We start from the raw sequence: 26,688 nt of genomic DNA, 5'->3' as shown, positions 1-26,688 counted from the left end.
ATGCACCGCGACTACCGAGGCGTCGAGAGAATCGCCCAATCCATGGCTACCGCAGCTTCGAACTATGCATGGTGAGGTCCTGCGGGTAGAAGCGCCGACAGGCAGAAGTCCTGTGCGGCAAGCAATTTCGCGACCGGACACCTCGGTTTCCTGGACGGTTGCTGCCCGCTGATCGACCAGCATGATAAATCCATCGAAAATGCAAGGAGATCGAATGTTGCCGCATCTTGTCGACACGTTGGTAGCTGGCTTGGTCAACATCCTGAATACATTGCTAGTCCCCTGAATGTGAAGGGTTTCCAGGGGCGGCGATTGCGCCGCCCCTGCTGCATCGGAACACGCGGGTTGACTGCTGCACAGGCTCTCGAGCGCAGATCCACCGGTTGCGGACCGATTCGCTTCCGCACGTGTTGAATTCCGTTGGAGAATTCGTCCATTAATGACCGAGATGCGCGCGCGGTCGCGGTTGTTACGAGCCCTGACGCTTGTATCCATTACTTGCCTCGCAGCGCTGGGGGTCGGCGACAGCCGAGCCCACAGATGGCCCGTCGCTGGATTTGAGTTCGATGGCCTTCCACTGACTGTCGAGGTCCACCGGATCTCCGCCTGAGGCGACACAGAAGTGCGTCTACCGCATCGCAAGTTCGCTTGCCTCGATTGCTGCCAGTTGTGGCGATACGTAGCCGATTACGGGCGAAGGCCGAGACCATCGCCGCCGAGCTGACAATTATTCCAGCCGGGCGAACTCGTTCTCTACCAGTCGGTCTCGGCCGCAGCGCAACCCAAGAGGTCTATTGGTCAAAGCCCCAGCGCGCTGGCGCCCATCAGCATGGACGCCAGCGCTCTCCTGTCGAGATATGTCGCCATAACCACTGCCACACAGCTAGAGACAGCCCGACACCGGACTCACAGCGATACCTGAGAGTCGAACCGACAGACCGTGCCGTACAGGCCCATACGCTGACATCGTCTGGCCCAGCGCATCCGGGCCACGGCCGGCTCGTCGAGACGACCGACCCGTCGACGTGGAGTCGGAACCAGCCGGACAGTGATCAGCATTCGTTCATGAACCTTTCCAGGATCGGCCCGACGACGGCCATAGCATGCGGATGGCTGAGCTCGAGGTGGCGTGCGTCGACGACCGTGTTGTGAACGTTGCCTGTCACGTACGGGCGCCACGCCTGCACGAGAGCGTCGTGGTCCATGCGGTCTTTGCCCGCGGTGAAGAAGACCAAGTCGCCTTCGAAAACTTCGGGCCGGTGCTCGGCCGCGATTTTGCTGGCGGTCTCGAAACTCTCCATCACTCGGTCCGTCTGATCGGCGGTGAACAGCCCGGTGCCGACCACTTGATCACGGATGACTGCCCAGGCTTGTTCATGGGTGTCCACCTTCACCCCGTCGCCGAGGTCGAACAACTCCCGCCAACCGCCGAGCAGGTCCGCCATCAGCTGTTTCGGAGCGGGCTCATCCACGGTGGCGATCGTCGAAACCGCCGACAGATCCGCTGCGTCGACGGAGGTATCCAGCATGGCCAGCGTTCCGACGAGTTCACCACCGCATTGGAGCTTTACCGCCATCGCATGCGCGATCTGCCCGCCCAACGACCAGCCGAGCAAGTGGTACGGTCCGCTCGGCTGTACTCGGCGAATCTCGGCCACATACCGCTCGGCCAATTCATTGACGGAATCCGCGCGTGGTTCGCCAGCCACGACGTGCGGATCCTGCAAGCCGTATACCGGTCGATCCTTGTCCAAATGTTCGACCGCGCCGCCGTAGAACCACGCCAATCCCCCGGCGGGGTGCACACCGAATATGGCAGGCTTCGAGCCGCTGGCACGCAGTGGAAGCAGTACCTCCAGACCGGAACCGCCCTTAGCCTCATCGACCCTGCGCGCCAGGGCCTTCGGTGTCGCATCATCGAACATCCATGGCAACGCGATCGTCACACCGCGAGCGCGTAGTTCGGTGATCACCATCGTGGCCAGCAACGAATTGCCGCCCAGGTCGAAGAACCCATCCGATATCCCGACGCGCTGGACGCGCAAGACCTGCCGGTAAACGTCGCTGATCACTTTCTCGGTGTGGGTTCGCGGCGCGACGAACTCGTCCACCGATCCATCGAAATCGGGAGCAGGCAATGCCTTTCGATCGAGTTTGCCGTTGACGGTCAGCGGCAGATCGGGCAACACCATTACTGTCGAGGGCACCATGTAGCTCGTCAGCATCTGGGCGGCGACCTCCCGGACCTGGCCCGGGTCGATGTGTTGGCCGTCGATGCCCACGACGTATCCGATCAACTGATCGACGCCCGAGGCGTGGCCGTGCACCGCCACGGCAGCCCGCGTCACGTGCGGGTGCCGCAGCAGCGCCGACTCCACCTCACCCAACTCGATGCGGTAGCCACGCAACTGCACCTGTGCGTCGGCCCGGCCAGCGTAGTTCAGCTCGAGCCCGGTGGCGGTCTTGCTCCACCGGCCGACATCGCCGGTCCGATACAACCGGCCACCATGCGGATCGAAGGGATTCGCCACGAATCGTCCCGCCGTCAAAGCCGGGGCTCCCAGGTAGCCTCGCGATAATTGCGCACCGGCCACATAGATCTCCCCGGCGACGCCGATCGGCACTGGCCGCAGCCGGTCGTCGAGCACGTATACCCGCAACCCCGGAAGCGGCGATCCGATTCCGGCCACGTCCGGCCCACCGATCTCGGTGAACGTGACATGTACCGTCGTCTCGGTGATCCCGTACATGTTGATCAGTCGCGGCGATCCCGGCTCGTGCACCGCAAACCATTCGGTCAACCGGGACGCATCCAGCGCCTCACCGCCGAATACGATGTAACGCACAGTGAGTTCGCCAGCGCTGCAACCGGATTCGCGGTACTCGCGCTCTGCCGCGGCGAACCCGTAGAACGCCGACGGGGTCTGACTCAACACTGTCACGCGCTCTCGGGCTACGAGATCCACGAACGCCTCCGGCGACCTGGACGTGGGGTAGTCGACGACGACGAGCCTGCCACCGGACAGCAGTGCTCCCCACATTTCCCACACCGCGAAATCGAAGGCGTACGAATGGAACATCGTCCACACGTCGTCCGGGCCGAAGTCGAAGCGTTCGGCCGCGTTGGCGAACAACGTGACCACTTCGCGATGGCTGACCGTCACTCCCTTGGGGCGGCCCGTCGATCCCGACGTGTAGATCACATAGGCCACGTTGTCCAGCCGCAGGTTCGGCGTCACCGGATCGCAGCCGCCCGCTGTCGCGTCCGCACTATCCTCGACGAGCACCACCGGCGCGGCGTACTCCAGCACCGCCGACACCATCTCGGCCGATGTCAACACCGCGGCCGGACGTGCGTCGTCGAGCATGAACCGCAATCGGTCCGGCGGATACGCCGCGTCCAGTGGCAGATACCCGGCGCCCGCTCGCACCACCGCGAGCAAGCCCACGACCAATTCGATCGAGCGCGGCAACGCCACGGCCACCAGTGACTCCGGCCCGACTCCCTGCTCGATCAGCCGAGCCGCGACCCGGGTGGCCTGCCGATCCAGCTCCGCATAGGTCAACTGCGACATCCCGTCGGATACCGCGACCGCATTCGGCTGGGCCAGGACTCGGGCAGCGAACAGGTCCACCAGCGTCGCATCGGCGACCACGACGCCGTCTTCCCCCGCCGAGTCGAGCAATTCGCGGCGCTGCATCGGATCAACGATGTCGATAGCGCCGACCGCACCCGGCGGATTCGTGGTTACCGCCTCCAGAATTCGGATATACGCGTGCGCGACCCGAGTCATCGTCTCTTCGACGAACAGATCGGTAGCGAACGTGAGCCGACCCGCCATGCCATCCGGACGGCCGTGTTCGACGAACCGCTCGACCAGCTTCACGCTCAAGTCCGCCTGTGCCTGCTCGAAGCCGTTTTCCATGGGCTCGATGCTGAGCCCCGGCAACTCCAACGCGGCCTTGCTCAGATTCTGGACGTCGAGCATCACCTGATACAGCGGAAGATGCGCAGTCGACCGGGGCGGATTGATCGCTTCCACGACTTGCTCGAAGGGAACATCCGCATGCGCGAACGCCGCCAGGTCCGTGTCACGGGTCATAGCGAGCAATTCGGTGAACGGCTGGCTACCCCGCACTCGTGACCGCAACACCAGCGTATTGACGAACATGCCGATCAGGTCATCGAGCTCACGCTCGCCACGGCCGGCCACCGGAGTGCCGATCGCGATGTCGTCGACGCCGGCCAACTTGGACAGCAGGACGGTCAACGCGGCGTGCAGGACCATGAAAACTGTGGCGTTCGCGGCGCGCGCGAGAGCAATAATCCGTTCGTGCAGTTCAGCGGGAAGCTCGAAATCGATGGCGTCGCCGCGCATGGACGCTACCGGTGGCCGCGGCAGGTCGGTCGGCAATTCGAGCAGCTCGGGCGACCCGTTGAGGGTGTCTTTCCAGAATCGCAGCTGCCGGGACATGACCGAGTCCGGGTCATCGGCCGAGCCGAGCACCTCCCGCTGCCACAGCGCGTAATCGGCGTACTGGACCGGAAGGACCGGCCACATCGGTTCTGTCCCTTGCCTACTCGCCTCGTACGCCAGTGCTACATCCCGCGCGAGCGGCATCATCGACTGGCCGTCGGCGCAGATGTGGTGCACGCAGATGACCAGCACATGGTCCCGGTCATCGACCGCAAACAATGCGATACGCAACGGGGGTGCCTGTCGCACATCGAAACCCGTCGAGACTACGGCGATCGCCCGTTCCAGCAAACGCTTTTCGTCGACCCGGACGGGAGCCGGTACGAATGCGAGCTCGTCGATGGCGACCGCGACCTGATACGGCTGACCGTCGATCATCGGGAACTTGGTCCGCAGCGACTCGTGCCGGTCGATGACCAGTTCACACGCGTGCCGCAGCGCATCTATATCGAGTTCGCCCCGCAGCCGGATCACCAGCGGGATGTTGTACGCACCGACCGTGGTGTCGAACTGATTGAGGAACCACATCCGCTGCTGCGCCGGTGACAGCGGGACGAGCGGGGGCCGCAGTCTCGGCGTCAGCGGCATTCGCGAGTCGCGGTCGAAAGTATCCAGGCGGGAGGCGAGTTCGGCGACTACAGGCGCCTCGAACAAGTCTCGGACCCTGATACGCACTCCCAGCGCCGTGCCCAATTGCGCAGTCACCCGTGTCGCCGACAGCGAATCGCCACCGAGGTCGAAGAAACTGTCCGTCGCCCCTACCTTGTCGACGCCCAAGACGCTCGCGAACGTGTCCGCGATGCGCCGCTCGGCGTCGGTGTGCGGCGCGACCCATTCGCGGCCGGCCGCGAATTCCGGGATGGGAAGCGCCAGGCGGTCGAGTTTGCCGCTCGTATTGAGAGGAAACTCGGCAAGCACCGTGAACACGTCGGGCACCATGTGCGCGGGCAGTCGCAACCGTGCGGTGGCCCGAACCTCGTCCGGATCCACGTCCTCGCCGGCAACGAGGTAGCCGACGAGGCGATCTATGCCGCGCTGGTCCTTGCGCAGCAAGACGACCGCGTGTTCGATTCCGGGATGTTCGGCCAGCACAGCTTCGATCTCACCGAGTTCGATGCGCTGACCGCGGATCTTCACTTGGAAATCGCGCCGGCCGAGGTATTCCAGGGTGTGCTCCGGTGTCCAGCGGACCAGGTCACCGGTGCGGTACATGCGCGAACCAGCCGCACCGAACGGATTCGCCACGAACGCACCGGCCGTAACAGCGGCCCGGTTCATATATCCCCGCGCCAACTGCACACCCGCGAGGTACAGCTCGCCCACCACCCCGACCGGCACCGGCCGCAACCACGCATCCAACACGACAGCCTCGACCCCGGGGATCGGCCCGCCGATGGTCACCGCACCACCCGGGCGCAGCGCAGCACTGATACCCGCGAGCACCGTGGTTTCGGTCGGACCGTACCCGTTCAACAGGGTCCGGCCCGGCGCCCACGTCGCGACCGTTTCCGGTGTCACCGCCTCGCCACCGGCCATCAGTACCCGCAGCGACTCCATACCGGTCGGCGACATCGTCGCCAGCACACTCGGCGTGCTGAACGCGTGCGAAATCCGCTGTGCGCGAATCAGTGCGGCCATCTCGTCGCCCCCGAAGACCGATGGTGGCGGCACCACGAGCACGGCACCGGCGGTGTGGGCCAGCAGCATCTCGAGGACCATCACATCGAAGCCTGGCGCAGCGGCCTGCAACACTCGCGAACCCGTGTCCACACCGAACCGGTCTCGCTGTGCGGCTGCGAAATTCGCCAGCCCCTCGTGGGTCACCGCGACCCCCTTCGGCGTTCCGGTCGAGCCGGAGGTGTAGATCACGTATGCCACATCTCGGACGTGCGGCGTGCGCACCCGTTCACCGTCGGTCACGACGGTCGCCGATCGCAGCGCGATCGACTTCGCGGTGTCCGGGTCATCGAGGACCAGCGGGCGCACGGTGCCCGGCAGCAGCTCCCGTAATGCCTCGACCGTGACCGCCACCCGCACCTCGGCATCAGCCACCATGTGCGCGACGCGCTCGGCCGGATTCCGCGAATCGACGGGCATCAACGCCGCGCCCGCTTTGGTCACCGCCCACCAGCCGACTACGAATTCCACCGACCGCGGCATCGCCAGCGCGACCTGATCCCCCGGGCCGACGCCCCACGCGATCAACTGCCGAGCCACTTGGTTGGACCAGGCATCCAATTCCGCGTAGGACACGGTACGGCCACCGCAAACAACGGCAGCCGCATCGGGATCGACCGCCGCGCCCGCGGACAGCAGCTCTGCCATGACGCACGGTGCCACTGCGCTGCCACCGGAACCAGGCACAAGCGCGCGCCGCTCGTCCGCGGACAACAGATCGATCGCGCCGAGTCGCCTCGCCGGATCGGTCGTCACCGAACGTAGCACCGTTTCGAAACGGGTCGCCAGACCAGCCGCGGTCACCTCGTCGACGCGGGCCCGCTGGTAGCGGACTCGGACGTGCAACTCGTCGGTGTGGTGCGCCTGCACGGTGATCGGGTAATGCGCTGCGTCGCGGCCATCCGCGGCGACCACCCGCATACCGTCGATGTCGGCATCGCCCAGGCCGCTGCTGTCGACCGGATACGACTCGAACACGACCAGAGTGTCGAACAGTTGGGTGCTGCCCGCGGCCACCATGATCTGTGACAGTTCGAGGTAGTGGTGGTCGAGCAGGCGGGTGTTATTCGCCTGCAGCAGGCGCAGCGCGTCCTCGATCGAGAGATCCTGCCGCACATCGGCGGCGACCGGAATCGTGTTGATGAACAGACCGATCGTCGACTCGACACCCGGCAGTTCGGCCGGACGGCCGGATACCGTGCTGCCGAAGGCCACCCGTTCGACACCGAGCAGATTGCCCAACACCACGGCCCAGGCGAACTGCACGATCGTCGCCATTGTCACCGCTCGTTCGCGCGCGAATTTCACCAACTCTGCCGTCGCGGCACGATCGAGCACGACCGGCAGATCGATCGGGATATCCGCGGTCGTCGCCGCGTGTGGATCAGCGACCAGCGTGGGCTCGCGCAGATCCCGCAGCGCGTCCCGCCACACCTCGACGCTGGTGGCACGATCGCGCCGGGCCAGCCATTCCAAGTAGTCGCGGTACGAGGTCGCCGGGGCAAGCAGCTCCGACTGTGCGGCAACGGCATACAAACTGATCAATTCACGCCACAGCAGCGGCAACGACCAGCCATCCAGCAAAAGATGGTGCGCCGTCAACACCAGCCGGAACTCGTGCGGCCCGACGGCAACAAGCAGCAACCGCAGCAACGGCGGGTCGGCGGGATCGAATACGACCGCCCGCTCGGCTTCGATCAGCTCATCCAATTCCCTTGTGTCGCCACAGTGATCGACGCTGCGCCAGCTCACCGTGGTGGCAGCCGGAATAACCTGCACCGCAACACCATCGGCCGTTCGCGTGAACGCTGCCCGCAGGTTGGGATGCCGCACCAGCAAGGCTTGCGCGGCACGCTCGAGCCGACTCGCGTCGACCGCACCGGTGAGAGTGAGTACCGATTGCGCCGTGTAGACGTCGAGTTCGCCCGCCGCGAATTCGGCGTGGAACAGCAAACCCTCCTGCAACGGCGCCAGCGACCATACCTCGCTCAGCCGACCGTACCGGTCGGCGAACAGGTCCAAATCGCGCTGAGTGACGTCGACCAGCGCAACATCTGCCCGCGACATTCCCCATTCGTCGTCTGCACCAGCCAGGCCGGCGATCTCGGTCACGGCATCGACCCACCCGTCGACAAGCTCGGCCACATCGTCGTGTTCGAGTAACCGCGAGGCGTAGCCGACATGTGCCGACAACTCAGGTCCGGTTTCGGTGTCCACAATGTTGACATCGATAGTGACCACCGCTGCGGCAGGCATATCCGGATCGAAGGCGGCCCGCCGATCGAACTGCTCGTCGGTCGGTACCCACGCGAGATCCGACAGCGATGTGAGATCGACGCCGGCGCGGCCGAGATTGTTGAAACTGATCTGCGGCGGGGACGTCGACGCGAGCCGGTCGGCCGTTTCGGTGTTCAGATAGCGCAGCAGGCCATAACCGATGCCCTTGTCGGGGATCTCGCGCAGCTGGTCTTTGACCGACTTCACTGCCACGCGCAGGTCCGCGTAGTCGATGCCACTCAGGTCGAGCGCGACCGGATACGCGTTGGTGAACCAGCCCACAGTGCGTGAGATATCTGCGCCCGCGGCGATCTGCTCTTCGCGGCCGTGTCCTTCCAAGAGGACTTTCAAGCCCGGGTGCGTGATGCCGCGGTGGCGGCGCCAACCGGTCAGCGCTACCGCCAGAGCGGCCAGCAGCGCGTCATCGACGCTGCCGCGCACGGCTCGCGGTACCGCGTCCAGCAACGCCGAGGTCACTGCGGCCGGGATGGACACCGTCAGATGCCGCACCGTCGCCTGGGTGTCGACGGCCGGGTCCAATTCCGCACTCCCCAGCAGCGGATCGGTCGCCGCACTCATTCGCTGCCACAGCTCGAACTCGCTGCGGCGGGCGGTCGCGGCGGCGCTCAACGCGTGTGCCCACCGCCGCATGGATGTGCCCTGTGCCGGCAACTCGACCGCGCGTCCCTGACTGATCTGCTGCCAGGCGGTGACGAAGTCGGGCAGCAGGATCCGCCACGACACCCCGTCGACAGCCAGGTGATGAATCACGATGAGGGCGCGGGCATCGGCTTCGACGCCCGATTCCGGAAGCAGGCACGCGACCTGCAGCATCCGGCCCCCAGCAGGATCGAGTCGGTCGGACGCCTCGGCCAGCGCCGCTTCCACGACAGCGGTGAAGCCGTCGCTGCCCGGCGCCTCATACGCCCGGAAGGTTCGGACGAACACCGAGCCAGCGGCATCGGCGGCGCCCACCGCAAGCGCCTCCAGGCATCGTTCGCGCAGCCGCGAGCGCAGCATGTCGTGCTGGTCGAGCACCGCCTGCACGGTCGCGGTCACGTCATCGACCTGTGCGTCGCGCGGCAAGCGCACCAGCATCGACTGCGCGAACCGATCGGCCGCTCCGGGCCGCTCGACGAACCACGACACGATCGGCGTGAAGGGGATTTCGCCCACGCCACCGCCGGGCAGCTCCGCCAGCGACACTCGTTGGGCGGCCTGGGCGACCTGTGCGAGTCCCCTAACGGACTTGCGCTCGAAAATATCGCGAGCCGTCACGACGACACCCGCTGTCTTCAGCCGCGATGCCAACTGGATCGACATGATGGAATCACCGCCCACCGCGAAGAACGACGTCGTCGCGCCCACCGACTCGATGCCGAGCACGTCCGCGAAGGCGGCGGCGATGGTGCGTTCCAGGTCGGTCGCCACGGCGACGGCATCGTCGTCATCGACCTCGAAAACGGGTTCCGGCAGCGCTTTTCGATCCACCTTGCCGGTCGAGGCGAGGGGCATGTGATCGAGCACGGTGATCGTCGACGGCACCATGTAGGCAGGCAATACCGCGCCGATGTGATCGGACACCGCAGTCGGCTCGACGACGGCCGCGGGTTCGGCCACGATGTAAGCGGCGAGCGTCGGTTGCCCACCGGATCCGGTACGGCTCACAGTGACAGCAGCAGCCACCTTCGGATGCGAGAGCAGCGCGGCGTCGATCTCACCGAGTTCGATGCGCTGGCCACGAATCTTGACTTGGAAGTCGATGCGGCCGATGTATTCCAGCGCACCCTGCGCCGTCCATCGCACGATATCGCCGGTGCGATACATCCGCGACCCCGGCTCACCATACGGATCCGCCACGAACGCGCCCGCTGTCGCGGCCGGGCGATTCAGGTAGCCCCGCGCCACTGCGGCACCGGAAAGGTACAGCTCCCCGGTGACCCCGACCGGCACCGGACGCAACCGCGCGTCCAACACCACAGCCTCGACACCACGTATCGGACCACCGATGGTGATCACATCGGACGGCTGTACCGGATCGCTGATCGTGACCACGATCGTCGTCTCGGTCGGGCCGTAGATGTTGTGCAATTGCCGCCCCGGCGCCCAAGCCGCGATCAGGTCCGCCGACACCATCTCGCCGCCGACCGCCAGCACCCGCACAGACGCGAAGTCCGCAGGTGTCATCGTCGCCAGCACGCTGGGTGTCAGGAACGCGTGCGTCACCCGATGTGCGCGGACCAGCGCGGCCAGATCCGGGCCGCCGAACACCTCCGGCGGTGATATGACCAGGCAAGCGTTGGCCGCACACGCCATCAACGCTTCGAGCAGCACCGCGTCGAAGGCGGGCGCCGCCACGTGCAGTACCCGCGAGGTGGCGTCCACGCGATAACGTGCCCGCTGCTCGGCCGCGAATCCGGCCAATCCCGCATGCGTCACCACGACACCTTTCGGTGTCCCGGTCGAACCGGAGGTGTAGATCACATACGCCGCGTCCCGAATGTGCAGTGCCCGGGCGCGATCCGCATCCGTGACGGCCCGACCCGGCTGCGCGGCGATCTCGACGGCCGCATCCGGGTCGTCGAGCACCACCCATCCGACATCTCCCGGAAGCGCGGAGCGCGCGGCCGCGACCGTGATTCCCACGGTGACCCCGGAATCGTTCACCATGTGCGAAATCCGCTCCACGGGATATCGCAGATCCACGGGGACGAACGTGGCACCGCTCTTCGCTATCGCCCACATGGCGACGTGGTAGTCGACCGACCTGGGCACGGCCAGCGCCGTGAACACCCCCGGGCCGACCCCGCGGGCGAGCAGGTGCGCGGCGAGCTGGTTGGATCGGCGATCGAGCTCGAGGTAGGTGAGGGTCTCGGTCTCCCCGATCAGGGCGATCGCCGCCGGATCGGATGCCACGGCCTCGGCCAGCAGTTCAGGCAGTAGGCATGGGGAGGTGGTCGCACCACCACGCGCCGGGACCAGCCGTTCGACCTCCACCGCACCGAGCAGATCGATGTCGCCCACCGCGCGCGCCGGATCGGCGGCGACCGCTTCGAGGACCCGGACGAACCTCTCGGCGAACGATTCCGCGGTCGATGCGACGAACAGGTCCGTCGCATAGGTGATCTCGCCATCGATGCCGGCCGGCCGCTCGCCGTCGAGGCGTTCGGTCACCAGCACGGTGAGGTCGGTTTTGGCCTGTGCCGAGCCGGGGTCGAGCAATTCGACATCGATACCGGGCAGCTCGAACCGGGCAGCGCGCATGTTCTGCAATCCGAACATCACCTGATACAGCGGTGTATATGCCGTCGACCGGGGACGGTCGAGGACATCGACCAGCCGTTCATACGGCACATCGGCGTGCGCGAGCGCGCCGAGGTCCACCTCGCGCACCTGGGCCAGAAGTTCCCGGAACGACAGGTTCTCGCGGATCCGCGTGCGCAGCACCACGGTGTTGACGAACATGCCGACCAGATCGTCGAGCGCCTGGTTGCCTCGACCGGCGACGGGGGTGCCGACCGTGATGTCCTCGCTGTGCGCGGTGCGCGCCAACAGGATCGCCAATGCTGTGTGCAGCACGACGAACACGGTGACGCCCTCACGGTGTGCCAGCCGCACGATGTCCTCATGCAGCCGCGCCGAGGTCGCGAAGCCAACGCTGCCGCCGGCCATCGACATGGTCGCGGGCCGTGGCCGATCGGTCGGCAGGTCGAGCAGTTCCGGGGCATCACCGAGAACCTCGGTCCAATAGGCGAGCTGGCGCCCGATCAGCGACGCCGGATCGTCCTCGTCGCCGAGCATCTCGCGCTGCCACATCGCGTAGTCGGCGTACTGGACTTCCAGTGGTTCCCATTGCGGCGCTTGGCTATTCACACGCGCTTGGTAGGCGGCGAAGACATCGCGGGCCAGCGGGGCCATCGATGAGCCGTCCGCGGCGATGTGATGGACCACGACCACGACCACATGCTCGTCGGCGCCGGTGCGATACAGCCGTGCCCGCACGGGCGCCGATTCCGCGACATCGAAACCCGTCCCGACGGCCTGCCGGATCCGGTCGGCCAACTCCGCCTCGTCCGCGACCGACTCCGGCTCCAACACCAGGTCCCTGGCCACTGCCGCAACCTCCTGGACGACCTGGCACGGTTCGCCCTCGACAGCGGGACACAGCGTGCGCAGTGGCTCGTGCCGGGACACCACATCGAGTAATGCCGCGCGCAACGCATCGACATTCAGCCGGCCGGTCAACCGGGCCGCGAAACAGATGTTGTATGCCGCCGAGGCGGTGTCGAACTGGTTGAGGAACCACATCCGCCGTTGCGCCGCGGCCAACGGGACCGCAGCCGGGCGTGTCCGGGCTGCGAGCGGAACCACCGTGGAACCGGTTCGCTCGCCGAGATATGTGGCCAATCCGGCGATCGTCGGCTCGTCGAAGATGTCGCGGATGCCGACATCGATACCGAGCGCCGCGACAGCTCGCGCCGCGATGCGCGCGGCAGTCAGCGAGTTGACCCCGATCTCGAAGACGTTCGCGGTCACGCTCACTCGGTCGATCTCGGTAAGCTCGGCGACGATTTCCGCCAAAGCCACTTCATATTCGGTGCGGGGCGGCACGAATTCCTCGCCGTCGTCGAACAACGGCTGCGGCAAGGCAGCTCGATCGAGCTTGCCGTTCGGTGTCAGCGGCATCGCGTCGAGCACCTGGACAGCGGCCGGAACCAAATACGACGGCAGTGCGCGGGTGAGCTGGTCGCGAATCGCGCGCCCATCGGTCACCGCACCGGATACGAGCGTCACGTATCCGACGATGTGTTCGGCCGTGGCGACAGCGACGGCACGTGCGACATCCGGCAGCGCGGACAGCGCCGCTTCGATATCACCTGGTTCCACGCGCTGACCACGGACCTTGACCTGGAAATCACTGCGGCCCAGGTACTCCAGCTCGCCGGCTTTCGTCCACCGGACGAGGTCACCGGTGCGATAGAGCCGCTCACCTGCCGCACCGAACGGGTTCGCCACAAAGACGCCGCAGGTGAGGTCGGCGCGAGCGTGATAACCGCGCGCCAGTTGGACACCCGAGATATACAGGTCGCCGACTACACCCACCGGCACCGGCCGCAGCCGCGAGTCCAGGACGTAGACCCGCATGCCCGATACCGGAGTACCGATCGGGACCATCGCACGGGTCGTCACACCAGGCAAGCAGCGTGCGGCCGTGACGACTTCCGCCTCGGCCGGGCCGTACCAGTTCACCACCTCGGCCTTCGTGAATACGCGCGTCGCGGCGTCGACGGTGCGCTGCGCGAGCGCCTCACCGGCAACGAGTACTCGCCGGATCGACGGCAGCTCCGTGACCGCGGTGGTTTCCAGCAGAACATCGAGCATCGAGGGTACGAAGTGCACGGTAGTGACCTGGTGTCGCGCGAGGACACCGGCGAGATACGCCGGGTCCCGGTGGCCGTCGTATTCGGCGACCACGATCTGCGCGCCAGTCTGCAACGGCCAGAACAGCTCCCAGACCGCGATGTCGAAGGTGATCGGGGTCTTGTACAGGACCGTGTCGGAGGCATCGTGTGGCCACTGCTGCTGTGCCCACGCCAGCTGGCTCACGGTCGCGGCGTGGGTCAGCGCGACGCCCTTGGGCACGCCGGTGGAGCCGGAGGTGAACAGGACGTAGGCCATATTCGCCGACCGCAGCGGCGCGCGGCGCTCCGAATCGGTGATCGGGGCATCGGGAAGACCGGCCACGTCCACTCGATCGATCCGCGCGGTCGCGAATCCATCGGGAAGTTCCTCGCCGTCCGCGGATGTGGTGAGCACCATCAGCGGGCGCGCCGCGTTCAGCACGTCGGCGATTCGCGCACGTGGATGATCCGGATCTATCGGCAGGAACGCCGCGCCCGCCTTCACCACCGCGTACAGCGTCGTGATCTGCTCGATCGATCGCCGGATACACACCGCCACCACAGTTTCCGGGCCCGCCCCGCGCGCGATGAGCCATCGGGCGACCCGGTTGACTCGGGTGTCGAAGTCCCGGTAGGTCAACACGGCGCCGTCGGGAACACGGATAGCCGCAGCGTCCGGGGTGCGGATGACCTGTTGGTCGAAGGCGTCGACCAGTGTCGGGCCTGCCGCGGCGGGTACCGCGGTGTCGTTCCATTGCCGCAGCACCAGGTGCCGCTGCGCGGCATCGAGCAACTCTATCCCGCCGACCGCCGCATCGGGATCGGTCGCGGCGGCGTCGAGTACCCGCACGAATTGTTCGGCGAAGCGCCGTACGGAGTCCGCGTCGAACAGGTCCGTGGCATAAGTCAGGCGCAGCGTCATGCCGGTCGGCTCGTTGTGGGGGCCGTGCCCTTCGCTCATCATCAGCAGCAGGTCATAGATCGCGGCACTGTCGCCTGGATCCACGTTCTCGACGGTGAGACCCGGAAGTTCGACACGCGCCTGCACCATATTCTGATAGGCGAGCATGACCTGGAACAACGGCGTATGGGCCGTCGACCGCGCGGGATTGACGGCCTCGACCAACTGCTCGAACGGGACGGTGGCGTGGTCGAAAGCCTCGATATCTGTGCGCCGCACCTGGTTCAGCAGGCCGGAGAACGATTGATCCACCGCGACCCGGGTACGCATCACCAAGGTGTTGACGAACATCCCGACCAGGTTGTCGAGTGATCGGTGACCGCGACCCGCATACGGCACACCGATGGTGATGTCGTCGCTGCCCGAAAGCCTCGACAGCAACACCGCCAGCGCCGTGCGCACGACCATGAACGTCGTCGCCTCAGCTCGCCGCGCCAGCGCCTCCAACCGGCCCTGCAGCTCACCTGGGATCGTGACGTGCTCGACCGCGCCACGCTGCGTCTGCACAATCGGCCGCGGCCGATCGGTCGGCAATTCGATCACATCGGGGATGCCCGCGAGTTGAGTTCGCCAATAGACGATGTCGCGGGCCACATACGAGTCCGGGTCGTCCGCCGAGCCGAGCACCTCGCGTTGCCACAGGGCGTAATCGGCGAACTGCACGGCCAGCGGAGCCCAATCCGGCGGGTTACCGCTGGACCGCGCACGGTAGGCCGTCACGATATCGGCAGCCAGCGGCGCTACCGAAAAGCCGTCGCAACTGATGTGGTGGATGGCCAACGCAACCACCCATGACTGGTCGGACAGCTGATACAACGCAATGCGCACGGGAGCGCCCTTCGACACGTCGAATCCGGCACCCGAGAACTCAGCCAACCGGTCCGACAGTGCGCGCTCGCCGACCGGCTGCGGCGTGAGGTCCCAGGTCCCGACAACGTCGGCCGCATCGAGCACAACCTGCGTGGGCGTGCCGTCAACAGCCGGATACCTGGTGCGCAGGCTCTCATGCCGCTCGATGACATCACCGACGGCCGCCGCGAGCGCATCGATGTCGAGCACTCCGTCGAGCCGGATCGCCAGCGGCACAACGTATCCGGGTGATTCCGGATCGAACTGGTTGAGGAACCACATCCGTGTCTGTGCCTGCGACAGCGGGAGGCGGTCCGGACGCGGCTTCGCAACCGGATCGGGCAGGTTCGGTACCGCACGCAGCCGCGAGATACGTTCGGCCAAGTCGGCAACGGTGGGCGCCTCGAATATCACCCGCACCGGTACGGCCACGCCGACAACGTCGCTTATCCGGCTCAGCGCGCGCGTCGCGATGAGCGAATTTCCGCCCAGGTCGAAGAAGTTGTCGTCCGCGCCGATCTCCGGGCGATCGAGCAGTTCGGCGAAGATCCCGGCGACCGTCTGCTCGACGAGTCCCTGCGGCGCGCGGTACCCGGCTTCGGGGTTTCTCGGATCCGGCACCGGCAGCGCTCGGTAGTCGACCTTGCCGTTGGCCGTGAGCGGGATCGCGTCGATCCGGATCAACGAGGTCGGCACCATATACGCCGGCAGCCGATCGAGCAGATAGCTTCGGACCTGCTTGACATCCAACGCCGCTGCGGCCACCACGTAGGCCACCAAGCGCTGCTCGCCGCGATCGTTGCGCACCTGCACGACGGTCGCGTTCACCTGCTCATGGGCGATCAGCGCGGCTTCGATGTCGCCGAGTTCGATCCGCAGCCCGCGAACCTTGACCTGGGTGTCGGCCCGGCCGACATAGCGCAGGTTGCCATCGGTGTCCCAGCGGACCAGGTCGCCGGTGCGGTACAGCCGAGAACCGCGCGCACCGGAGCAGGGGTCGGCGACGAACGTCGCTGCCGTGAGACCGGGACGTTCGTGGTAACCGCGTGCCAGCTGGACGCCACCCAGGTACAGCTCACCGGTAACCCCGACCGGAACTGGATGCAACCGTGAATCCAGAACGCGCACAACAACATTCGCCTCAGGGACGCCAATCGGCACGGCGACGCCGTCAAGCGCGTCGATGCGGTGGTAGGTGACGCTGACCGCGGCCTCCGTCGGCCCGTACAGATTGTCGATGCGCGCCGCGCTGAGATCTCGGAAGCGGCGAACGGTGTCGGCCGGCAGCGCCTCGCCGATGCACAGTACCCGCCGCAGGTCCGGGAACTCGTGCACGGCAGCCTGCTCGAGAAATGCGGAGAACAACGACGGCACGAAATCCACGGTCGTGACGCGATAGTCGGCGATGAGCCGGGCCACGGCGCCCGGGTCGCCGTGCGCGTCGGGACCCGCGACAACCAACGCCGCGCCACAGGTCAATGCGGAAAACAGCTCCCAGACCGACAGGTCGAAGGTAAACGGAGTACGCAACAGCATGACATCGTCACCGCCGAGCCCATACTGATCCCGCAGCCACCGCAATTGATTCACCACCGCGGCATGCGTTACCGCCACCCCCTTCGGCACGCCCGTCGAACCCGAGGTGTAGATGACATACGCCAGGTCATCCGGGCGCAAAGCCCGGGTCCGATCGGCGTCTGTCACATTCGAGGTATCCACGCGCTCGGTACCGAACTGCTCCAACGTCCACACCGGCACGTCATCGGGCAAATTCGCCTCGTCGACCGGCCGGGTCAGCACAGCACTCGGTCTCGCGTCGGCGAGGACCGCGAGCACCCGCTCGACCGGGTGATCCGGATCCAGCGGCAGATAGGCCCCGCCCGCCGCATGGATCGCGTACAGCGTGGTCAGCAGATCAACGGAGCGACGCATCGCGACGGCAACAACGGTTCCCGGGCCAACGCCCTGTCCGATCAGCGCGCGTGCCAGCGAGTTCACCCTCGCCGCGAATTCGTGATAACTGAGCCGGTCGCCACCCTCGGCAGCAACCACCGCGGTGCTCTCCGGGGTCGCCGCCGCCTGCGCGGTGAACAGGTGTGCGATCGTCGCGGACAAAGGACGCGTCGTCTCCCCGGTCGACCGCGCGGTCAGCTCGCACGCCTCTTTCGCGGTCAGTAGATCGATATCACCGACAACGCGGGCGGGATCGGCGACGATCGCCTGCAGCAGATGCAGGTAACGGTCGAAGATCGAGATGATCGTCGCCTCATCGAACAGATCTGTCGCATAACCGAATTCGACCGCCATATCGCCCGGTTCCCCATCCGACCCCAGCGCGTCGACGAGATTCAGATGCAGGTCGTACTTGGCTACGCTCGGATCGACCATCCGGGTCGAAACCGTCAAGCCCTCGAACCTCACGGTCGGGATCTCGATGTTCTGGAACGAGAATCCGACTTGGGTCAACGGCGCATGTGCTGTCGTGCGCGGCGGATTCAGCACCTCGACGAGCCGCTCGAACGGGATGTCGGCATTCTCGAAGGCGGCCAGATCGGTCGCCCGCACTTGATCGAGTATCCGCAGGAACGACGCGGCAGGCTCGACGCGTGTCCGCAATACCAGCGTATTGACGAACATTCCGACCAGAGCGTCGAGTCCAGGCTCGCCGCGGCCGGCGATCGGTGTGCCGACCGCGATATCACCGGTTCCCGACAGCCGCGCCAGCAGCGCGGCGTAAGCCGCGTGCATCACCATGAAGACCGTCGCATCGTGGCGGCGGGCCAACGCGATTACCTCACGATGGAGATCTGCGGGCACCATCATCGACACCGTCGCACCACGGAAAGACTGTTTCGCCGGACGCGAGCGATCGGTGGGCAGGTCGAGCACCTCGGGCAAATCGGCGAGAGCCGCGCGCCAATAGTTGATTTGGGCGACGGTCTGGCTGTGCGGATCGCTCTCGGTGCCGAGCATTTTCCGTTGCCACAGCGCGTAATCCGCGTATTGCACAGGTAACGGCGCCCACAGCGGTACCTGTTGCCGGACGCGGGCTTTGTATGCGGTCATCAGATCCGCGGCAAGCGGCGCGAGCGATGACCCGTCGAAGCTGATGTGATGGACGACGAGCACCAGGGTGTGGTCGTCGGGCGCGCTGCGCAGCAAGGTGATCCGCAACGGAACCTCGGCCGTGACATCGAACCCGGCGGTCACCTCGGCTGCGATGCGCGCCTCGACCCCGCCGGCCGCGACCGGCAACGGCGCCAACCGGGGCAGTGCCGTCTCCACCGGCACGACCACCTGGTGCGGTCCGCTGTCGCTGTCCGGGTAGACGGTTCGCAGGGATTCGTGCCGGTCGAGCACATCCGCGATCGCCGCGTGCATGGCGGCCACGTCGAGGTCCCCCGACATGTGGACGACCATGGGAATGTTGTACAGCGGAGAGTTCGTGTCGAACTGATTGAGGAACCACATGCGCGCCTGCGCGGGCGAAAGCGGGATTCGGCTGGGGCGCTCTTGTGGCGCAAGGGGTTCGCGCCCCGCCGCATCGCTGGTCCGAAGATTCTCCGCCAACGCGGCGATGGTCGGCGCATCGAAGATCGCGCGCAACGAAACATCGACACCGAACGCAGCGCTCAGTTGCGCCGCTACCCGAGTGGCCGACAACGAGTTACCGCCCAGATCGAAGAAGCTGTCGCAGATGCCCACGTGCTCGATCCCCAGTACCGCGGCACACACGTCGGCGACGAGCTGCTCGGCAGCGTCGCGCGGTGCGACGAATTCGATTGCGGTGGAAGCGAATATCGGCTCGGGCAAGGCCGCACGGTCGATCTTGCCCACCGACGACAGCGGCAGCGTGTCGAGCACCATCACCGCGTCCGGGACCATGTGTGAGGGCAGGCGTTGGGCAGCGTAGCGCAGCAGCTCCGTGGTATCGACGGTGTCGATCGGTACCACGTAGGCGGCCAGTCTCGATCCACCGTCGGTCGCGACGCCCACCGTCACCGCTACCGCCACGTCGGGGTGCGCGGCGAGGACGGCCTCGATTTCGCCGAGCTCGATACGCTGACCCCGGATCTTGACCTGGAAGTCGGTGCGACCGAGATATTCCAGAGTTTCCTCCGGTGTCCAGCGAACCAAGTCGCCGGTCCGGTACATACGGCTACCGGGGGGGCCGTACGGATTGGCCACGAACGCGGTGGCCGTAGCGGTCGGCCGGTTGAGATAGCCGCGGGCCAGCTGCACTCCGGACACATACAACTGCCCCGTCACTCCGACCGGCACCGGCTGCAGGTCGGCATCCAGTACCACGGCCTCGACACCACGAATGGGGCCGCCGATGGTGACACGGTCCCCGACACACAATGGATCGCTGATCGCGACCATGATCGTGGTCTCGGTCGGCCCGTACCCATTGAACAGCTGCCGACCAGGTGCCCATACCGCGACCGTCTCCGCCGACACCGCCTCGCCACCGGCCACCAGGACCAGCAGCGAATCCAAACCGGCCGGCGACATCGTCGCCAGCACACTCGGCGTCACGAACGCGTGCGAAACCCGCTGCGCCCGAATCAATTCCGCCAAGTCCCACCCTGCGAAGACTTCCGGCGGCGATACCACCAACGTCGCGCCGTTCGCATGAGCCATCAGCAACTCCAGCACAACCGCGTCGAAACCCGGTGCCGCCAACTGCAACACCCGCGAGGAACTGTCGACCCGGTAGCGCTCCCGCTGCTCGGCCGCGAAATTCGCCAATCCCTGGTGGGTGACTGCGACACCCTTCGGCGTACCAGTCGACCCCGAGGTGTACAGCACGTACGCCGTGTCCGAGATATGGCAGGGCCGAATCCGGTCCACATCGGTCACCGCCGCCGAGGACTGCGACGCGATACCAACCGCAGTGTCCGGATCGTCGAGCACCAACCGCCGCACCGAGTCCGGAAGCAGGTCTCGAGCGGCCGCGACGGTGATCCCCACCCACACATCGGCATCGGCCACCATGAGCGCCACCCGATCGGCCGGATTTCGCGGATCCACCGGCACGAACGCCGCGCCCGCCTTGGCCACCGCCCATACCCCTACCACGAACTCCACCGACCGCGCCATCGCCAACGCGACCTGATCCCCCCGACCTACACCCCACCGGATCAGTTGCCGCGCAAGACGGTTCGACCAAGCATCCAACTCCCCGTACGACATCGTGCGCTCGCCGAAAACCACCGCCGCCGCGCCCGGATCCCGCACCGACAACACCTCCGCCAACACCCGCGCCGTCTCGGCAGGGCCACCCGAGGCGGGCAGCAACCCAGCCCGCTCGCTCCCCGACAGCACATCCACAGCACCCACCCGGACCTGCGGGTCGGACACGACCGAATCAAGAATCCGATTCAGCCGCGCGGCCAGCTCCTCGACCGTCGCCCGGTCGAACAGATCTGTGGCGTAATTGATCCGCAGGGCGACATCGCCGCCCGCGGCGGTACTTTCGGCGACGGTGACGATGATGTCCACCTTCGCCGGTTGCGGCCCAGGATCGAGGATCTCGACTGCGAGGTCGGATAATTCCAGACTCGGGCGCTCCATGTTCTCGAAGGCGAGGTACACCTGGCACAGCGGTGCGTGCGCGGTCGACCGCTGGACATCGATTTCATCCACAACGCGTTCGTAGGGCAGGTCGCTGTTGGCAAAGGCATCGACATCGATCTCTTTGACCCGTGCCAGAAACGCGGTGAACGATTCGCCGGAACGCACCTGGGTGCGCAGCGGGACCGTGTTCACGAACATACCGATGAGTGGTTCCAGCGCACGCTCGCCACGGCCCGCGACCGGGGTCCCGATGGTGATGTCCTGCGAGCCCGACAGCCGGGCCAGCACAACCGCCAAGGCAGCATGGACGACCATGAAAGTAGTGACGTTGGCGGTGCGAGCCAACCGCTCGATCCCAGCGAAGGTTTCGGCCGGTATCACGGTGTCGGCAGCGTCACCGCGCATGGACTGGTGCGCAGGGCGCGGACGGTCGGCGGGCAGCTCCAGCAACGGCGGCATCCCCGCCAATTGGGCTGCCCAGAAACGCAACTGGCGTGCCGCCAAAGACTCCGGATCGTTCTCGTCACCGAGCAAGCTGCGGTGCCAGATGCTGTAGTCGGCATATTGCACCGTCAGCGGCTGCCAGTCCGGCGTCTTTCCTTCCGACCTCGCTTCATAGGCGGTGGCGACATCGGCGGCGAGCGGTCGAAGCGACGATCCGTCGCAGCAGATATGGTGCAAGACGATAACCAGCACATGCCGACGCCGGTCCGTGGACGCGAGCAGCGTGACCCGGATGGGCGGACTCGTACGCACGTCGGCTCCGATCGACGCCAGGTCATGGAGCCGATGCGCGAGGTCGGCGAGGTCGATCGGTTCCGGCGACAGATCGAGACCGGCGACAACCTGCTCAGCCGGCAGAACGAGCTGTGTCCCTTCGCCGTTCACGATGGGATAGACGGTGCGCAGGGATTCGTGCCGATCGAGCACATCCTTCAGGGCCGCATGCAGCGCGGCGACGTCGAGACGGCCGCTCAGCTGTACCACCAGCGGAATGTTGTAGGCCGCGGAGGCGGGATCGACCTGATTGATCAGCCACATTCGGTTCTGCGCCGGCGACAACGGAATCGGCTCGACGCGTGGCTGCGCGCGCAACGCGAGCCGGCCGGGGCGGTGCTCGGCGTCGACGTGCGCGGCGAGTTCGATGACGGTCGGTTTGCCGAACAGATCCCGGACCGACACATCGGATCGGGTCAGCTCGGCGATCCGGACGGCAGCGCTGGTCGCGGTGAGCGAGTTGCCACCCAATTCGAAGAAACTGTCCAGCACGCCTACCCGCTCCAAACCCAGCACCTCGGCGAAGACATCGGCGATCGTCTCCTCCATCGCAGTGCTCGGCGCAACGTAGGCCGCGGCCGAATCGAAAACCGGCTCGGGCAGCGCCCGATAGTCGACCTTGCCGTTGACGGTGAGCGGCAACTCGGACAACACCACCACGACGGCTGGGACCATGTATTCCGGCAGCATCGCCGCGACATGCGTGCGCAGGGAGTCGGCCCCACCGGCAATTTCGCCGGTGAGTACGACATAGGCGGCGAGCCGGGCCGCCTCCGTGCCGGGCAGATGCACGACGACGACTGCCGCTGAGACCGCGCTGTGGGTCAGCAGTGCGTTACGGATCTCGTCGAGCTCGATGCGGAACCCGCGCAGCTGCACTTGCTGATCGCCACGGCCACGGTATTCCAGCTCACCCTGGTGATTCCACCGTGCGATATCGCCACTGCGATAGAGTCGCTCGCCGGGCTCGCCGAACGGGTTGGCCACGAAACGTCCGGCGGTAAGTGAAGGCCGATTGAGATAGCCGCGAGCGAGTTGCGTTCCGGCGACGTAGATCTCACCCCAGGCTCCCAGTGGCGCCGGGCGCAATCGTTCGTCCAGGACATATGTGCGCAGCCCCGGCAGCGCCGGGCCGATCGTGCTCGGCGCACCCGGCATCGCGATCTGCGGTGTCAGGCCGAGATAGGTGACGAAGACCGTGGTTTCGGTGATGCCGTAGCTGTTGGCCAGCACAGGCAGCTTCGGGTTGTGGCCGTACCAGTCCGCCAGCCCCGCCGGGTCGAGACGTTCGCCCGAGAGAATGACCAGTCGCGTCGAAAGCTCACCGTCGGGCTCACCGGCGTCCGCGTAACGCTGCCGCGCCACAGCGAATTGGTGGAACGCCGATGGTGTCTGGTTGAAGATGGTCACCTTCTCGAGTGCCGCCAAGCGCACGACATCGTCGGGCGAGCGGGCGGTGAGGCTGTCCACCACAACCACCCGGCCACCACTGACCAGTGCGCCGAAGATCTCCCACACCGAGTAGTCGAACGCAAACGAATGGAACAACGTCCACACATCTTCGGTCCCGACACCGATCTCAGCGCACGCGTTCACCAGGTACGTCGCGACGGCGCGATGGGTGATCGCCACGCCCTTGGGCCGGCCTGTCGATCCGGAGGTGTAGATGACATAGGCGATGTTGTCGAGGCACAGTGGGCTGCGCCGATCGGCATCCGTGATCGGCGCCGCCGACTCCGCACCGACCGCGCCGTCGAATAACACCACACGGCCGGGATCGCCCGGCAGGTGTTCGCGCATACTGTGAGTCGTCACGACGGCGATCGGATCAGCATCGTTCAGTACATACTCGAGCCGGTCGGCCGGATGCGCGATGTCCAGCGGCAAGTACCCCGCGCCCGACTTCAGGACGGCCAGCGCGACGACGATGAGATCGACGTCGCGCGGCATCGCGATGGCTACCAATGATTCCGGCCCTGCTCCGAGAGCGATGAGCGTGCGAGCGAATCGGTTGGATCGCTCGTCCAGCTCGCGATAGGTCAGGGCGGTCTCACCCGAAGTCGCGGCGACCGCCGATGGTGTCGCGGCCGCCTGCCGCGTCAGCAAATCTACGAGCGTCGCGGTGCCCGTCGCGCCGTCACGCCCGGCGAGCTGCCCGACGATGCGCGCCTGTTCGGCAGGATCCACGAGCGGAATCTCGACCAGAGGGGTCGCGATGGGCGAATCCATCAATCGCCGCAGAAAAGCGAGGAATCGACCTACATGCGCATCGACTTCATCCTGGCTGTACAGATTCGCATTCCCGTGCAGCTCGATCAGCAGCGGCGCATCGGCTCCGGAACGGTACAGATTCAGCTGCAGATCATCCAGTGCGCCCGAGGTCAGTGCGCGATAGCGGCCGAAGGCCGACCCGAGGCGAATCTCCGAGTCGAAGAAGAGGATATTGACAATCGGACCGAACGAGTTCGCCGACGCATCCAACGCATTCGAATCGCGACGCAGATCTTCGAACCGATAGAGCTGATGCCGCATCGCGGAGACGAGCTCGGATACCGATGCGCGGACCACCTGCTCCACCGTGGTCGTCGCGTCGATGGTGAACCGAATCGGCACCATGTTCGCCAACATCGCGGCAGCATTGCGCAGGCGTTTGGTGACACGAGCGCTTACCGGCATCGACAACACCACATCCTCGGTCCCGGTCATCCGGGCGAGGAACGCAGCGAAGGCTGCGATGACCACTTGCGCGGGCGATGCGTGCAGGTCGCCGCAAAAACGGTCGAGCATGTCGGACAACTGCGACGGAAGCTGCAGGCTCGCAACATTATCGACCTTGCTCCGCCGGGAGGTGCGACCGGACAGACTTGTCGGCGTCGGCAGATCCGCAACCTTGTCGAGCCAATACGCCTTGTCGGTGTCGAACCGCGAGCTGGCTCGATAGGCGCGCTCCGCCTCGACGATGTCGCGCAATCCGGCGGCCTCCAACCGCACGGGCAACCGGCCCTCGAGCAAGGCGTTGTAATGCTCGGCTATCCGGGTCACGACGTTGAACGCGGCGTAGCCATCGACGACGAGGTGATGGGCACGCGCGTACCACAGGTACCGATCTTTACCGAGCTGGATCAGTCGCATCGCGGTGAGCCGGTCGCGGCTCAAATCGACAGCCTTGGTGTTGTAATCGCGCCGCATCCATTCCATTGCCGCTGCGAACGGATCGTCCTCGCCGCTGAGGTCGAGCACAGACTCGTCGTAGATGATGCTGCGGTCGACGAATTGATATGGGACACCGTCCAACTCGACCACCCGGACGCCGAGAGATTCGGTTTCGCGACTGGCCTCGTTCACCGCCTTGGTGAATGCGTCGACATCGATCTGCCCCTCGATCTCGATATAGTGCGCGATGTTCACCGTCGGCCCACCCGACAGGTTGTCCGCGAGCCACATGCCGTACTGCGCCCTCGACAGCGGAATCAGATCCAGCTGACGATCGGAAATTTCAGCTGACCTCGAATCCAGCTGACGGTCGGCAGTTTCGGCTGACTTCAGATCCATCTAATCCCCTCACTCAGACTCGGAGGCACTCCGAACACGGCGGACGACACCCCTACCCGTGCCCGAAATTGCCTGTACATGCACTTCGTCTACGTCGAAGCAGCGCCCATATCTCTGATCTGGAACGCACCGGTCAGCACAGCGTGCGGCTCACCTTGTCCGCGCCCGGAATCACGTCGGGCGCCGACGTTCTAGTGCGAGGAAACCCCAAAACTCCCATTTGTCTACATCTCCCAGCATCTCGAGATCCGAAAAGTCGGACACTTCGAACATCTGGCAAAGCAACGCAGGCTCACATGTGACAGCTATCTGACAGCTTTCTCGAGCAGTCTAGCGGCTTCATAGCCATGGCCTATATCGGAGGTGGTTTTTCGGCCCGCTTTCCTGCATGGCATCCCCCCGATGGATCGGCGACCGCACATACGCCGACACCGGAGTTCGATGCCAGATACAGTGATACTCAGTGGAATTCGATCCATGTCACCACAAGTCGAGCGCGGTCATCACAGTACCGGGCCGGCTCGGCTCTGAGCCGGAGGCGGCGATACGTGAAGTTCTCTTACGGGGCAAAGGCAAAGCAGTACGGACCCTCATTGCCTGGCGCGCACACCAGAAGCTAATAGCCTGTCCCGCAAGCGGTTGCGTTCAGCAGGGCTGTGCGGAGCGGGGCGGCTGGTTCGATGATCGGAGTGTGGTTGTCGCCTGCCCGGCGATTCAGCAAGCATTGACACCCGGCACCTGTACGGCCAACCTGCGGATCCGGTACGGCCGCCCGCGCACCGGCCCGGACGGCCAAGGCCACCCCGATCGCGGTCAGTACGGAGATCTGCCGATTCGTCCGCCGCGACCACCGCACCGTGAGCGCATCGACATGTTCGACGAAAGTCCTTGCTGCACAACTCATTTCTGACAGAAGAGCCGCTGCGCGACCAACCACGGGATCATCCCGCGAGCCACCGCCTGCGCGGTCATCACGTCGATGCCTTTGCACGATGTCCCGCGGTCGGTGATATGTGTTGTAACACCGCCTATTCCGTCGTCGTGGGGAATCGGGTGACCAGGATCAGCGGCAAGCGCGCGGCATGGTCGAACGCGGCCGCGAGTACGGGAAGATCGCGGCGAGCATGGCGTGCAG

General features: G+C 65.7%; 1 protein-coding gene. It reads right to left on the bottom strand.

What is annotated here, in order from left to right:
• Positions 1–1,052 precede the first annotated feature (1,052 nt).
• Complete coding sequence (locus ACW2Q0_RS10340; protein WP_457188609.1) at positions 1,053–25,553, bottom strand: non-ribosomal peptide synthase/polyketide synthase; 24,501 nt, start codon at positions 25,551–25,553, stop codon at positions 1,053–1,055.
• Between the last annotated feature and the right edge of the window lie 1,135 nt (positions 25,554–26,688).

This window comes from Nocardia citri, from assembly GCF_054065835.1.
The sequence above is the reverse complement of the archived record's forward strand: the minus strand, read 5'-3'. Positions and strand labels throughout refer to the sequence as shown.

Coding starts and splice junctions, on each gene's coding strand:
- ACW2Q0_RS10340 (WP_457188609.1), bottom strand. CDS start 25,553: ATGGATCTGAAGTCAGCCGAAACTGCCGACCGTCAGCTGGATTCGAGG.